Source organism: Streptomyces sp. NPDC054956, from assembly GCF_053609185.1.
The window spans coordinates 1-13,196 of the sequence record NZ_JBSGXB010000060.1 but is presented as its reverse complement, the minus strand read 5'-3'; the positions used below and the strand labels follow the sequence as shown (position 1 = coordinate 13,196).

13 protein-coding genes are annotated in these 13,196 nt (G+C 73.4%); 10 read left to right on the top strand and 3 right to left on the bottom strand.

The genetic code is table 11. The features are described from left to right. Nucleotides 1-4 precede the first annotated feature (4 nt). From ACWGDE_RS13275 to ACWGDE_RS13255, 5 genes are all read left to right on the top strand, one after another. Nucleotides 5-1,168, top strand: a complete 1,164-nt coding sequence (locus tag ACWGDE_RS13275; protein WP_453389081.1) for an acyl-CoA dehydrogenase — start codon at nucleotides 5-7, stop codon at nucleotides 1,166-1,168. Nucleotides 1,169-1,175: 7 nt separating this feature from the next. Continuing rightward, nucleotides 1,176-2,144 carry an acyl-CoA dehydrogenase family protein gene (locus ACWGDE_RS13270; protein ID WP_453389080.1) on the top strand — a complete coding sequence of 323 codons (969 nt, stop codon included), beginning with the start codon at nucleotides 1,176-1,178 and terminating at the stop codon, nucleotides 2,142-2,144. Nucleotides 2,145-2,504: 360 nt separating this feature from the next. Beyond that, nucleotides 2,505-3,020 (top strand): ATP-binding protein, encoded by a 516-nt coding sequence (locus tag ACWGDE_RS13265; RefSeq protein WP_453389079.1) that lies wholly within the window; start codon nucleotides 2,505-2,507, stop codon nucleotides 3,018-3,020. Between the two features lie 238 nt (nucleotides 3,021-3,258). Next, the gene (locus ACWGDE_RS13260) at nucleotides 3,259-4,935 is read left to right on the top strand and encodes a hypothetical protein (RefSeq protein ID WP_453389078.1); all 1,677 of its coding nucleotides are present in this window, start codon (nucleotides 3,259-3,261) and stop codon (nucleotides 4,933-4,935) included. A 17-nt stretch (nucleotides 4,936-4,952) separates the two neighbouring features. Further along, entirely contained in the window at nucleotides 4,953-5,201 is a 249-nt protein-coding gene (locus ACWGDE_RS13255; protein ID WP_453389077.1) for a hypothetical protein, read from the top strand. A 66-nt stretch (nucleotides 5,202-5,267) separates the two neighbouring features. Here the strand turns inward: ACWGDE_RS13255 and ACWGDE_RS13250 are convergent, their stop codons facing one another. Next, nucleotides 5,268-6,194, bottom strand: coding sequence for a cyclase family protein (locus ACWGDE_RS13250; RefSeq protein ID WP_453389095.1), 927 nt, complete (start codon nucleotides 6,192-6,194; stop codon nucleotides 5,268-5,270). A gap of 108 nt (nucleotides 6,195-6,302) precedes the next feature. Here ACWGDE_RS13250 and ACWGDE_RS13245 point away from each other — a divergent pair, with 108 nt between their 5' ends. From ACWGDE_RS13245 to ACWGDE_RS13235, 3 genes are all read left to right on the top strand, one after another. Beyond that, nucleotides 6,303-7,223, top strand: coding sequence for an SDR family NAD(P)-dependent oxidoreductase (locus ACWGDE_RS13245; RefSeq protein ID WP_453389076.1), 921 nt, complete (start codon nucleotides 6,303-6,305; stop codon nucleotides 7,221-7,223). Nucleotides 7,224-7,303: 80 nt separating this feature from the next. Beyond that, nucleotides 7,304-8,518 carry an acyl-CoA dehydrogenase family protein gene (locus tag ACWGDE_RS13240; RefSeq protein WP_453389075.1) on the top strand — a complete coding sequence of 405 codons (1,215 nt, stop codon included), beginning with the start codon at nucleotides 7,304-7,306 and terminating at the stop codon, nucleotides 8,516-8,518. Beyond that, the gene (locus ACWGDE_RS13235; protein WP_453389074.1) at nucleotides 8,515-9,582 is read left to right on the top strand and encodes a Zn-dependent alcohol dehydrogenase; all 1,068 of its coding nucleotides are present in this window, start codon (nucleotides 8,515-8,517) and stop codon (nucleotides 9,580-9,582) included. Before ACWGDE_RS13240 ends, ACWGDE_RS13235 begins: the two co-directional genes overlap by 4 nt. 80 nt (nucleotides 9,583-9,662) lie before the next feature. Here ACWGDE_RS13235 and ACWGDE_RS13230 read toward each other — a convergent pair whose 3' ends face one another. Continuing rightward, the gene (locus tag ACWGDE_RS13230) at nucleotides 9,663-10,280 is read right to left on the bottom strand and encodes a flavin reductase family protein (protein ID WP_453389094.1); all 618 of its coding nucleotides are present in this window, start codon (nucleotides 10,278-10,280) and stop codon (nucleotides 9,663-9,665) included. Between the two features lie 115 nt (nucleotides 10,281-10,395). On the opposite strand from ACWGDE_RS13230, the gene ACWGDE_RS13225 reads away from it, so the two are divergent. Beyond that, entirely contained in the window at nucleotides 10,396-11,289 is an 894-nt protein-coding gene (locus tag ACWGDE_RS13225; RefSeq protein WP_453389073.1) for a hypothetical protein, read from the top strand. Between the two features lie 188 nt (nucleotides 11,290-11,477). Continuing rightward, the gene (locus ACWGDE_RS13220; protein ID WP_453389072.1) at nucleotides 11,478-12,254 is read left to right on the top strand and encodes a VOC family protein; all 777 of its coding nucleotides are present in this window, start codon (nucleotides 11,478-11,480) and stop codon (nucleotides 12,252-12,254) included. 45 nt (nucleotides 12,255-12,299) lie between these two features. On the opposite strand, the gene ACWGDE_RS13215 is transcribed toward ACWGDE_RS13220, so the two are convergent. Next, nucleotides 12,300-13,100, bottom strand: a complete 801-nt coding sequence (locus ACWGDE_RS13215; protein WP_453389071.1) for an enoyl-CoA hydratase/isomerase family protein — start codon at nucleotides 13,098-13,100, stop codon at nucleotides 12,300-12,302. Between the last annotated feature and the right edge of the window lie 96 nt (nucleotides 13,101-13,196).

Genomic DNA, 13,196 nt, shown 5'->3' with positions numbered 1-13,196 from the left:
GGGAGTGGACCTCACCTACACCGAGGAGGAGCAGGAGTTCCGGGCGGAGCTGCGCGCCTGGCTCGCCGAGACGCTCCCCCAGCTGCCCCCCAAGCCCTCGCCCGACGACTGGCCCGGCCGCCGCGCCTACGACGCCGGCTGGCAGCGCCGGCTGTACGACGCCGGCTACGCGGGCCTGCACTGGCCGGTGGACGCGGGCGGCCGCGGGGCCACCCCCACGCAGCACCTGATCTACCTGGAGGAGACCGAGCGCGCGGGAGCCCCGTACGTCGGCGCGAACTTCGTCGGGCTGCTGCACGCCGGACCGACCATCGCCGCCGAGGGCACCGCCGAGCAGCGGGCGCGCTGGCTGCCGCCCGTACTGCGCGGCGACGAGGTGTGGTGCCAGGGCTTCAGCGAGCCGGACGCCGGCTCCGACCTGGCCTCGCTGCGCACCCGCGCCGTCCGCGACGGCGACGAGTACGTGATCACCGGATCGAAGATCTGGACCTCGCACGCGGAGGTCGCCGACTGGTGCGAACTGCTGGTGCGCACGGACCCGGTCACCGCGACCACGCCGAAGCACCGGGGGATCACCTGGCTGGCCATGCCCATGGACGCGCCGGGGGTGACCGTACGGCCGCTGCGCACGCTCGCCGGGTCCACCGAGTTCGCGGAGATGTTCCTCGACGAGGTACGGGTCCCGGTCGCCAACCGGGTCGGCGCCGAGAACGACGGCTGGCGGGTCACGATGGTGACCCTGTCCTTCGAGCGCGGCACCGCCTTCGTCGGCGAGGTCGTCGCCTGCCGGCGCACCCTCGGCGAGCTGGCGCGCACCGCGAAGGCCAACGGCCGCTGGGACGATCCCGTACTGCGCCGCAGGCTCGGGCGGCTGTACGGGGAGTTCGGCGCCCTGTGGCGGCTCACCCAGTGGAACGTCAGCGAGTCCGAGCGCTCCGGCGGGGTCCCCGGCATCGGCGGCAGCGTCTTCAAGCTGGCGTACTCGCACGCCCGCCAGGAGCTGTACGACACGGCCGCCGAGGTGCTGGGGGCCGAGTCCCTCTCGCTGGAGGAGGACTGGACCCTGGACCGGCTCTCCTCGCTCTCGTACACCATCGCGGCGGGCACCTCGCAGATCCAGCAGAACATCGTCGCCGAGCGGATCCTCGGCCTTCCGAAGGGCAGGTGAGCGTTCCGTGGACTTCCAGCCGACGCAGGACCAGCGGGACCTGCGGGCAGGCGTACGGGACCTCCTGGAGGGGCGGTACGGGCGCGAGGCGCTGCGGGCCTCGGTCGACCGGGCGGCGGAAACGGGCCGCTCCGTGGACCGGTCGCTGTGGCGGGAGCTCGGCGCGGCCGGCTTCTTCGCCCTGCGGCTCCCGGAGAAGGAGGGCGGGGTCGGGCTGGGCCTGCCGGAGGCGGTCCTCGTCTTCGAGGAGGCCGGCCGGGCGCTCCTGCCGGGGCCGCTGGTCGCCACCCACCTGGCCGCGGGGACCGTGCCGGGGGCCGCGGAGGGGGAGACCGTGGTGACGGCCTGCGACCTGGACGGGTCGCTCGTGGCCCACCTCGCCGACGCCGACGCGGTGCTCGGGCTGACCCGGAAGTGGAAGTGGACGGGGGAGCCGGTCCCCTCGGTGGATCCCCTCACGCCGCTGGCGAGGGCGCCCTTCCGGATGCTGATGGCGGCGGGCCACGGCCGTCCGGACCCGGAGGTCCGCGAAGCGGGGGCGCTGCTGACGGCGGCCCTCCAGCTCGGCAGCGCGCTGCGCACGGTGGAGCTGGCGGTGCGGTACGCCGGGGAACGCGAGCAGTTCGGGCAGCCGATCGGGGCGTTCCAGGCGGTCAAGCACCTGTGCGCCCAGATGCTGGTGCGGGCCGAGGTGGCCCGTACGGCGGTCTACGCGGCGGCGGTCACCGCGGACTCCGCGGAGGTGGCCGGGGCCAAGCTGCTGGCCGACGAGGCGGCCGTGCGCAACGCGCGGGACTGCCTCCAGGTGCACGGCGGGATGGGCTTCACCTGGGAGGCGGACGTGCACCTGCACCTGAAGCGGGCGTGGGTGCGGGCGCGGCAGTGGCAGACGGCGGCCGAGGCGGAGCAGGAGCTGGCGGAGGAGCTGATGGCGGAGGCACTGACGGAGGCATCGGCGGAGGCGCCGGCGGGGTGACCTGCCCGCTCGCTCGCTGTGACGACCGGGCACGGGAAGGACGGCGCGGGACGCATGTCCGATTACAGAGAGTTGATATCGGTTTGTGTCCTTCGCCCGACTCATTGCGGCCCAGAGTCGGGGGGCAGCTCCGGTACGCTCCCGGGAATGCGAGCGGTTGAGCGGCGCGGGCGTCGCACAGTATGCACCACGCCTACTCCTTCACGCTGGAATATGCCCGAAGCGCTTGTTGTGGTGACTGTATGTCAACCATGCTGCTCTCCAAGGGGGTCACTCACCGTGGGCTGCCGCCCGGAGGTGCCACCGGGTGACCCCGTCAGTCGCGAGGCGAAGTGTCCGCCGGTTCGGATGGTGTGAGCGGTGCAGGTGCTTCAGGTTCAGCTGGAGGTAGGACCGGACCCCGCCGAGGTCGGCAGGGCCCGGCGGTGGGCCCGCTCGCGGCTGGCGGGGTCCGGCATAGGGGACGACGAGCCGCTCGCCGAGACGCTGATCCTGCTGATCTCCGAGCTGGTCACCAACGCCGTCGTGCACACCGGCTGCCCCGCCGTGCTGCGCATGCTGTTCGGGGAGCCGGGGGTCCGGGTCGAGGTGGCCGACGCGAGCGGCCGGGCGCCGGCCCGGCGGCAGGCCGCCGGGGACGATACGGGCGGCCGCGGCCTGGAGCTGGTGGACGGGCTGGCGGACCGCTGGGGCTGGCAGCCCGAGGGCGCGGGCAAGCGGATCTGGTGCGAGGTCGACCGCGCGGAGAAGGCGGCGGCGGACCTGGCGGCGGACGGACCGGAGCTCCCGATCCACGCTCCGGTCCACGCTCCGGTCCACGATCAGAACCATGACCCGATCCATAACCGGAGCCGGGAACCGCGCTTGTACCTCTAACGAGGTGTTGACGGTTCGTCAACTAGTGATCACCCTTGTCCTGAGCGATTCGTCGCGAGGGGACGCCAAGGGTCCTGCCTTGACGAGTGCGGGTCGTGGGGTGGCGGCTGCCGTGCCGTGCTCGGGGCGCGCATGCGCGTACGCCGCCACCCGCTGAACCGGAGGTGGCCGGGCCCCGGCCCGGCCCACTCCGCGGGAGCCTCACGGGCCGGCGGCTTGCCGAGGCGACGGGGTGGGAATGACGGGCATTTCGATGGAGTCGCTGGACGCGGTGGCGTGGGACGGGTTCGAGGCAGCCCTTCCGCAGCACCCGATCAGCGGCCTGCCGCGCGCGCTGCGGCGCATCGCGCAGGCGGGGGCGGCGGCGAAGGAGGAGGACGTCTCCACGCTGTACTTCTGTCTGGCTCCGGAGAACGGCCGGGTGATCCCGGCGGCGACCGCCGCGCCCCTGCTGGAGCGGTGGGAGGCCGAGACGGACCAGACGGTGCGCTTGGCGGTGCTGCTCGAACTGGGCGCCGCGGCCGCGGCGGAGGCGGCCGGCGGCGCGGGAGCTGCCGCCGGAGGCGGAGCCCGGGCGGTGGAGCGGGTGCGGGGGGTGGAGCGGGTACGGGCGGTGCTGGCCGGTGTGCTGCGCGACGGCGGTCCCGTCATGAAGGCCGCGGCGGTGTGCTCCTGGGCGCGGCTGGACCCGCGGGTGCCGCCCGAACGGGCCGAACTGCTGCTGGAGGTCCTCTCCGACGCCGCCACCCGCCCGGAGTTCGAGGCGGCCTGGTACGAGCCGGGCGTCGAGGAAGCCTTCTCCCGCGAGGACGTCGTCCGTCGGGCGGTCGGCCTCCTCGGCCAGGACCCGGAGGCGGCGCTGTCGTTCGTGGCCCGGCCGGCGGACGCGGCGGACCGCACGGACACCGAGCTGCGCCGAGCCGTGCTGGACCACGCGTGGCGGCTGCTGGTGCTCCGGCCGTCCGTGGCGCCCGTGGTGCTGCCCCTGGCGGGCGCGATGCTGGGAGATCCGGACGACGCGGTGCGGCTCAAGGCGGCCCATCTCCTCGCGGTGCTCGGCCCACGGGCGGCCGCGTACGCGGACCGGCTCGCCGCGCTGATCGACGACCCGGGTGAGGACGCCTTCGACTACACCGAGGGAACCGTCGGCGCCTACGCGCGCTGGGCGCTGGCCCGCATCGGCGACCCGCGGGGCCTCCCCGGGCTGGTCGAGCGGCTCTACGAGCCCTATCGGGAGGAGTACGGACGCGGCTACGTCCTGGGGGATCCCCGACTCCCGGAGATCCACGAGGTCTTGATGCCCCTGCGGCCGCACGCGGACGTCCTGCTGCCCGCCCTGCGGGAGGTGATGCGGCACCATGCCGCGCACAACGACGGCCACGGTCCGCTGACCCCGCAGTTCCTCGACACCCTGGAAGCGTGGGGGCCGGACGACGCGGTCGCCGCGCTGCCCGAGGTCCTGGCGCTGCGGGACGACGCGAGGAGCGCGGACCGGGCCGCCGAGGTGCTGGCGGCCATGGGGCCGGCCGCGTCGTCCGCCGAGCCGGCCCCGCGCGGACCGACGGTTCCTGATCCGTCCGCCGACCGGGTCCGGCGGACCATGGAGGAGTCCGAGGGCCGGTACCGGATCCGGGCCGCGATCGCGCTGTGGTCGATCACGGGTGAGCCCGAGCCGAGTGCGTCGGTGCTGGAGGAGTTCGTCCTGCCGATGGCCGACGGCGACGACAGCTACGGGGCCTTCGTCGCCGCGCTGCGGGGTCTGTCCCGCATCGGCGGGGTCACCCCGTCGGCGCGGTCCGCGCTGCTCGAGGTGAGGGGGTTCGACCGGCGCCTGTCGACGTACGGGGACTACCGGGCGTTCCTCCACGACGAGGAGCTCCGGGCGGTGATCGAGGACGTGCTCGCCCTCCCGTGAGGGCTTACGGTCGAGGTATGAGCGGGATGGTCGTGGTGTACGAGATGTCCGGTGACGACGAAGGGTCCGTCCTGCGCGTGCACGCGGCGCCCGCCGCCCCGGGAACGACCGGGGTCGCCGGCCCGCGGACCTACTGCGGCAAGGACACCTTCGCCATGGAAGCGGCCTCGTGGAAGCCGTCCGCAGACCCCGGCTCCCCGTGGTGCGCCCCGGAGGACGAGGGCCGGCTCTGCCCCGCCTGCGACGACGTCGTCGGCAGCGGCTGAGCACCGCCCCGCCGCCGGGGCCGGCGGCGGACGGCGGGCGCTCGGCGGGCGCGCGGCGGGCGCGGCTCAGAGGATGGCGACCGGGGCCACCGGGGTGCCGACCGCGCCGACGAAGGGTTCCGGCATGGCGGAGAGGAGGAACGCGTAGCGGTTCTCCTCTGCACAGGCTGTGGACAACTTTTCGAGGTTCCAGTTCTGGCCCTGGTGCATGCCCATCTCGACCAGGTCCAGCGCGTGCACCGGCAGCCACAGGTCCTCGATCTCCGGAGGGAAGATCTCGAAGGTCAGGGTGTCGTTGGCGACGGCCGCCACGTCCCGCGCGTGGAACCACTCCGGGGTGCGGACGGACAGGCCGGGCGAGGGGAAGCCGTAGCCGTGCTTGTCGCCGGCCAGGTAGACCTGGACCTGTCCGGTACGGACCAGCACGATGTCGCCCGCGCGTACGGTGACGCCCCCGAACTCCTCCGCCTCCGCCAGGTCCTCCGGGGTCACCGCGTGGCCCCCGGGGAGCCGGTCCAGGCCCTTCGCGCGGGCCACGTCCAGCAGGACTCCGCGCGAGACGATGTGCCCGGCCTTGTCGATGCCGCTGAACTCGGCGCGGCCGTGCGCGGTGATGGTGCCGGCCGGGCGGCCGTTGTAGATCTTCCCCGAGTGCGAGACGTGCGTGAGCGCGTCCCAGTGGGTCCCGGCCTGGAGTCCGAAGGTCACCGCGTCGTCGCTGCAGGCCACGGTGCCGGGGCCGAAGATCTCCTGGTTGATCTGCACCATCGTGTGCAGCGGGTTGATCCGGCCGGGGATCATGCCGGCCTGCACCCCGTCCTCCTTGAGCGGCAGCGCGAGCGGGATCCGGCGTCCGGTGCGGATCTCGGCGGCGGCGGCCCGTACGACTTCGTCGGTGACGAGGTTCAGGGTGCCGATCTCGTCGCCGGCGCCCCAGCGGCCCCAGTTGTTGACGCGCTTGGCGATGTCGTGGAACTCGGCGGGCATGCCCATGGATCTCATCAGCTCCTTGTAGCCGGAAGTGAACTGGGGCTTGTGCTGGCGCATCTGACTGCCCATAGAATCTAACGGTCCGTCAGAAACCACGGGAAGGGGCCGGGCATGGGGAACTTCTTGGCAGGCAAGGTCGTCGCCGTCACGGGCGCCGGCCGGGGCATCGGGCGGGCCGTGGCACTCGCCGCGGCCGCCGAGGGTGCCAAGGTCGTCGTCAACGACTACGGAGTCGGCATCGAGGGCGGGGAACCGACCAGCGAGATCGCCGAAGCGGTCGTGAAGGAGATCGTCGCGGCCGGCGGCGAAGCCGTCGCCGTGGCCGACGACATCTCGACGATGGCGGGCGGCCAGCGCATCGTCGACACCGCGCTCGCCCAGTACGGACGCATCGACGGGGTCGTCTGCGTCGCCGGCATCCTGCGCGAGCGGATGCTGTTCAACATGTCCGAGGAGGAGTGGGACCCGGTGGTCGCCACCCACCTCAAGGGCACCTTCACCGTCTTCCGCGCCGCCTCCGCCGTCATGCGCCGGCAGGGCACGGGCACGCTGATCGGCTTCACCAGCGGCAACCACCAGGGCTCGGTGGCCCAGGCCAACTACAGCGCCGCCAAGGGCGGGATCATCTCCCTCGTCCGCTCCGCCGCACTGGGCCTGGCCAAGTACGGGGTCACCTCCAACGCCGTCGCACCCGTCGCGCGCACCCGGATGTCGGCCAACGTGCCCATGGAGCTCAAGGAGATCGGCGAGCCCGAGGACGTGGCCGCGCTCGTCACCTACCTGCTCTCCGACAAGGCCGTCGCCGTCGGCGGAGAGAAGATCACCGGGCAGGTCTACACGATCGCCGGCCCCAAGATCGCCGTCTGGGCCCAGCCCCGAGAACTGCGCGCCGGGTACGCGGAGGGCTCCTGGACCCCCGAGAAGATCGCCGACTTCCTGCCCGGCACCGTCGGCACCGACCCGATGCCGATGCTCGCGCAGCTCGAAGCCATGGCCAAGGCGGCGGCAGCCAAGGACCGCCCCAACGCGTAGGCCGCGGCCGGACGTTCTGTGGGGACCGGCTGCGGCCGGGGGTCGGTGGCAGGGAGTCGAGGGACGAGGGAGCCAGGGATATGGACTTCAGCTTCGGCGAGGAGGACGAGGAGCTGCGCGGCCAGGCCCGGTCGTGGCTGGCCGAGCACCTCGCGGGACCGTACGAGGCGGCCATCGGCCTCGGCGGCCCCGGCAGCGAGCACGAGGGCGTCGAGCTGCGCCGTGCCTGGGAGCGCGAGCTGGGCAGCGGCGGGTGGATCGGCCAGGGCTGGGACACGGCGGACGGGGAGTACGGCAACCGGCGGCTCTCCCTCACCGGACAGGTGGTGTGGGCCGAGGAGTACGCGGCCGCCCGCGCCCCCGCCCGGGTCGGCCACATCGGCGAGAACCTCCTCGCCCCCACGCTGATCGCCTACGGCTCCCCGGAACAGCGGGCCCGCTTCCTCCCTGGCATCGCCCGCGGCGAGGAACTGTGGTGCCAGGGGTACTCCGAACCGGGCGCGGGCTCCGACCTCGCGGGAATCCGTACGACGGCCGTCCGGGACGCCGCGGACGGGCTGCTGCGCGTCACCGGGCAGAAGATCTGGACCTCCCTCGCCCAGGACGCCGACTGGTGCTTCGTCCTGGCCCGCACGGAGCCCGGCTCCAAGCGGCACCGGGGGCTGTCCTTCCTCCTCGTACGGATGGACCAGCCCGGCCGGGTCGACGTGCGGCCGATCCGGCAGATGTCGGGGACCTCCGAGTTCAACGAGGTGTTCTTCGACGGGGCCGTCGCCGCCGAGGTCGTCGGCGGGGAGGGCAACGGCTGGTCCGTGGCCATGGGACTGCTCGCACTGGAACGGGGGGTCTCCACCCTCGTCCAGCAGATCGGCTTCGCGGCCGAACTGGAGCGGGTCGTCGCCTCGTACCTGGCCTCGTACGGAGCCGCGGGCGCGGGCGACCCCGTGCTGCGCGACCGCCTCGTACGGCAGTGGGCGGAGCTGCGCACCATGCGCTGGAACGCACTGCGCACGCTGGGCTCCGCGGACGGGGACCCGGGCGCGCCGAGCGTGGCCAAGCTGCTGTGGGGTGGCTGGCACCGGCGGCTCGGGGAGCTGGCGGTGGCCGTCCGGGGCGCGGCGGCCTCGGCCGGGCCGGCGCACTGGGCCCAGGAGGTCCCGTACGAACTCGGACTCGACGAGGAGCAACGCCTGTTCCTGTTCACCCGCGCCGACACGATCTACGGCGGCTCGGACGAGATCCAGCGCAACATCATCGCCGAGCGCGTGCTCGGCCTGCCTAAGGAGTCCAGGTGAGAGGCGTCGTTTTCGACGGCAAGCAGGCCCAGGTGGTCGACGATCTGGAGATCCGGGACCCGGGGCCGGGGGAGGTGCTGGTCGCGATATCGGCGGCCGGCCTGTGCCACAGCGACCTTTCGGTGATCGACGGGACGATCCCGTTCCCGCCGCCGGTCGTGCTCGGGCACGAGGGCGCGGGTGTGGTGGAGGCGGTCGGGTCCGGGGTGACGCACGTCGCGCCCGGGGACCACGTGGCGCTGTCCACGCTCGCCAACTGCGGGGCGTGCGCCGACTGCGACCGGGGCCGGCCGACCATGTGCCGCAAGGCCATCGGGATGCCGGGGCAGCCGTTCTCGCGGGGCGGGCAGCCGCTCTTCCAGTTCGCCTCCAACTCGGCCTTCGCGGAGCGGACCATCGTCAAGGCCGTACAGGCGGTGAAGATCCCCAAGGACATTCCGCTGACCTCGGCCGCGTTGATCGGCTGCGGCGTCCTGACGGGCGTCGGCGCCGTACTGAACCGGGCCAAGGTGGACCGGGGCGACACGGTCGTCGTCATCGGCACCGGCGGCATCGGGCTCAACGTGCTGCAGGGCGCGCGGATCGCGGGCGCCACCACCATCGTCGCGGTGGACGCCAACCCGGCGAAGGAGGCGGTGGCCCGGCAGTTCGGCGCCACGCACTTCGTGGACGCCTCGGTGGTCCCGGACACCTCGGCGGCCGTCCGCGACATCCTGCCGACCGGCGCCGACCACGCCTTCGAGTGCGTGGGCAACGTCAAGCTGATCCGGCAGGCGATCGACCTCCTGGACCGGCACGGCCAGGCGATCCTGCTCGGCGTGCCCGGGTTCAAGGAGGAGGCGGCCTTCCAGGTCTCCTCCATGTACCTGGACAAGACGATCATGGGCTGCCGGTACGGGTCCTCGCGCCCGCAGCGCGACATCGCCCTCTACGCGGAGCTCTACCGGCAGGGCAAGCTGCTGCTGGACGAGCTGGTGACGGAGGTCTACCCCATCGAGGACTTCGCCAAGGCGGCGGACGACGCCCACCACGGGCGGGTGGCGCGCGGGGTGCTCACGTTCTGAATCCGCTGTACCCGTCGCGCAACGAGGCCGGGCCCGCTCATGAGGAGCGGGCCCGGCCTCGGTGGTTCTCGCGGCAGGTATCAGTCGGCGAAGCGGCCGAAGCGGCCCTTGTGGAAGAGGAGGGGGTCGCCCTCGCCGGCCGCGCCCATGGCCTCGACCTTGCCCACGACGATGAGGTGGTCCCCGCCGGTGTGCACGGCGTGGATCCGGCAGTCGATCCAGGCGGGCACCGCCTCCAGCTGCGGTGACCCGGTGGCGGGTGCGGGGGAGTGGTCGACCCCGGCGAACTTGTCGGCGCCGCTGACGGCGAACGCGCGGCACAGCTCGCCCTGTTCGGCGCCGAGGATGTTGACGCAGAACACCCCGGCGCGCGCGATGCGGGGCCAGGTGGTCGACGTACGGGCCACCATGAAGGTGACCAGCGGCGGGTCGAGGGAGAGCGAGGCGAAGGACTGGCAGGCGAAGCCGGCCGGGCCCTCGTCGTCCTCGCCGGGCGGGGCCGTGATGATCGTGACCCCACTGGCGAAGTTCCCCAGTACGGCCCGGAATTCGGCGGGGCTGACGGGCGCGCGTTCGTCCTCGCCCACGGCCCGCAGCTCGGGGCGCGGCAGTGCGTCGACGGGCTCGGCCCCGGGCTCCGCGGCGGCGGAGGTGGGGGAGCCGACTGACCTGAGGTATCGGACGACGGTGGCCGCCATCCCTGCGTGTCCCATCACACGACCGATTGAAGCTGACGGTGCGTCAGATTGGAAGGGGGGTGTAGGGTCTGCCTCGGTTGAACGTGTTCAATAGACGTCCTGGGGGGTGCTCGCCGTGTGGAACCACGTGCAGACGACGGAACGGCCGCGCCAGGACCACTGGAGCGGGATCGCGCCGGGGGCCGAGGCGGTGGGGGGAGCGCAGCTCTTCTGCGCGGTGCTGTACTGGCAGATTTCCAGCCTCGCGGAAGAGCCCTACGGCCGGGGCTACGGCGGCGGCATCGCCGTGCTCTTCTGGATGTTCCTCATGCTCGTCTGCGGGCCGTTCCTCATGATCGGGCTGGGGTACGTGCACAGCGCGCTCGTCACCACGCCGGTGATGGAGCTCTCGAACGCGGCCGGCGTGCGCACCCGGGTCTCCGCACCGTGGTGGGCCCTGCCGGTGCTGGGCGCGATCGCGGCCGTGTACGCCGTACCGGTCTCCCTCCTGGACCACACCTCGTACGCCGCCACGTGGGGCTGGATCGCCGTGTACGGGGTGCTGCCCGTGGCGGTGTCGGTGTTCGCGCGGATGCGGCAGGTGCCGAGGGGCAGGGTGCGCCGGTGGGCGATCCTGCCGGCCCTGGCCGCGGTGATCGCCACCTTCTGGTTCGGGGCCACCGCGCCCGCGTACCGGCCGCCGGTCCTGGCGGGGGCCGACTACGTCGGCGAGTGGGAGGGCGACGGGGTCCGGCTCGAACTCGGGGCCGAGGGCGAGGCGAAGGCGGTGAAAGTGCCCGTGACCGACGCGTTCGAGCAGGTCGGCAGCTGTTCGGGGCCCGGTACGTGGGTGCCCGTGGAGGCGGACGACTTCCACCGGGGCGGCGTGTTCCTGAAGGTCCCCGACTGCAAGGGCCGCGCGGAGCTTCGGTGGGACGTGGCGGGGACCGCGCGGAAGCCGGAGCTGTTCGTGCTGATCGGAGACCCGGACGACGGGGACGTACGGGTGCTGCACAAGCGGACGCCGTAGCCGAGGAGGCGGCCCCTCGAGCGCGGCCGCGCACGCCGGTGCGGCCCCGGGCCGGGCGCGCAGCCGCGTACGCCGTTCGGGTGAACCCGGGAGCCGGTCCCGGCCCGTGGCCCACGGCCCCCGCACGGGCTCGGCATCGTGTCGGAGGACCGCGTCGCGGACCGCGTGACGGACCACAGGAGGACCACATGCTCGGCACCGATTTCCGCAAGGGATCGCCCAACTGGCTCGACCTCGGGAGCCCCGACACCGACGCCGCCGTCTCCTTCTACACCGGAGTCTTCGGCTGGGACTACGTCTCCCTCGGCCCCGAGGCCGGCGGCTACGGCTTCTTCCAGATCGACGGCAAGACCGTCGCCGCGCTCGGGCCGCTCACCGAGGAGGGCGCCAAGTCCGCCTGGATGCTGCACTTCCACACCCCCGACATCCAGGCCACCGTGGACGGGGTCAGGGCGGGCGGCGGAGCGGTGCGCATGGAGCCCATGGACGTCATGGGGGAGGGCTGGCTGGCACAGGCCACCGACCCGCAGGGCGCGGAGTTCGCGCTCTGGCAGCCCGGCAAGACCGCCGGACTGGGGCTGGCCTCCGCCGAGAACACGCTGGTCTGGGCGGAACTGCACGTACCGGACCCGGTGGCGGACATCGCCTTCTACGCGGGCCTGTTCGGCTGGCGCTCCGCCGACATGGAGGCGCCCGGGATGACCTACCGGGTGCTGAGCATCGCCGACGGGGACCAGCAGGAGGCCTCCTTCGGCGGGGTCGCCCCCTCCCAGGGCGAGGGGCCCAAGGGCTGGGTGCCGTACTTCAACGTCGCGGACGTCGACGCCACCGTGGCGGCGACCACGGCCGGCGGCGGATCGGTCCTGATGCCGGCGGCGGACGTCCCGGACGTCGGCCGGATCGCCTTCCTCGCGGACCCGGCGGGTGCGCTGTTCGCCCTCCTGAAGCCGGACCCCCGCATGTGACGTCCGGCGCGGCGCGCGGGGTCCGGCCGGAGGGCTGGGGTCGCCCTATCGCCCCAGGTACTTGGGCGTGCGGCGCTCCACGAAGCTGGCCACGCCCTCGTTCGCGTCGGCGGTGGTCATGTTCAGCTCCTGGGCGGTGGCCTCGGCGGCGAGTGCGGTCGCCCGGTCGCCGTCCAGGGAGGCGTTGACCAGCTGCTTCGTCATGGCGAGGGCGCGGGTGGGGCCCTGCGCGAGGCGCTCGGCCCACGCCCGGGCGGTCTGCTCCAGCTCCTCGGCCGGGACGACCTTGTTGACCAGGCCCAGGCGTTCGGCCTCGGCGGCCGGGACGGCGTCGCCGAAGAACATCAGCTCCTTCGCCTTCTGCGGTCCGACCAGGCGGGGCAGCAGGTACGCGCCGCCGCCGTCCGGGACCAGGCCGCGGCGGACGAACACCTCGATGAAGCGGGCCGGTTCGGCGGCGATGACCAGGTCGCAGGCGAGCGCGAGGTGCGCGCCGATGCCGGCCGCGGTGCCGTTGACGGCGGCGATGACGGGCTTCTCGCAGTCGAGCACGGCGGTGATCAGGCGCTGCGCGCCGAGCCGGATCATGCGGGCCACGTCGCCGGCGACCCGCTCGCCGGTGGCGGGCGACCCGCGCAGGTCCGCGCCCGCGCAGAACCCCTTGCCGGTGGCGGTGACGACGACGGCCCGCACGGCGGGGTCGGCGGAGGCCTCGGCGAGCAGCGCGATGACGCGCTCGCGCTGGTCCCAGGTGACGGCGTTCATCGCCTCGGGGCGGTTGAGGGTGATCCACGAGACGCCGCTCTCGAAGCGGTGGAGGACTTCGTCCTCGGGGGTGGGGGCCATGGCTGAACTCCCGTTCGGGGGTAGGTGGGTGTGCGCATACGGAGGGGTGGCCGGGTGCGGCGCCGTTGCCGCGGGCCAGCCCCCGGACCCCCGCTC

Coding starts and splice junctions, on each gene's coding strand:
- ACWGDE_RS13260 (WP_453389078.1), top strand. CDS start 3,259: ATGACGGGCATTTCGATGGAGTCGCTGGACGCGGTGGCGTGGGACGGG.
- ACWGDE_RS13255 (WP_453389077.1), top strand. CDS start 4,953: ATGAGCGGGATGGTCGTGGTGTACGAGATGTCCGGTGACGACGAAGGG.
- ACWGDE_RS13250 (WP_453389095.1), bottom strand. CDS start 6,194: ATGGGCATGCCCGCCGAGTTCCACGACATCGCCAAGCGCGTCAACAAC.
- ACWGDE_RS13245 (WP_453389076.1), top strand. CDS start 6,303: ATGGGGAACTTCTTGGCAGGCAAGGTCGTCGCCGTCACGGGCGCCGGC.
- ACWGDE_RS13240 (WP_453389075.1), top strand. CDS start 7,304: ATGGACTTCAGCTTCGGCGAGGAGGACGAGGAGCTGCGCGGCCAGGCC.
- ACWGDE_RS13230 (WP_453389094.1), bottom strand. CDS start 10,280: ATGGCGGCCACCGTCGTCCGATACCTCAGGTCAGTCGGCTCCCCCACC.
- ACWGDE_RS13220 (WP_453389072.1), top strand. CDS start 11,478: ATGCTCGGCACCGATTTCCGCAAGGGATCGCCCAACTGGCTCGACCTC.
- ACWGDE_RS13215 (WP_453389071.1), bottom strand. CDS start 13,100: ATGGCCCCCACCCCCGAGGACGAAGTCCTCCACCGCTTCGAGAGCGGC.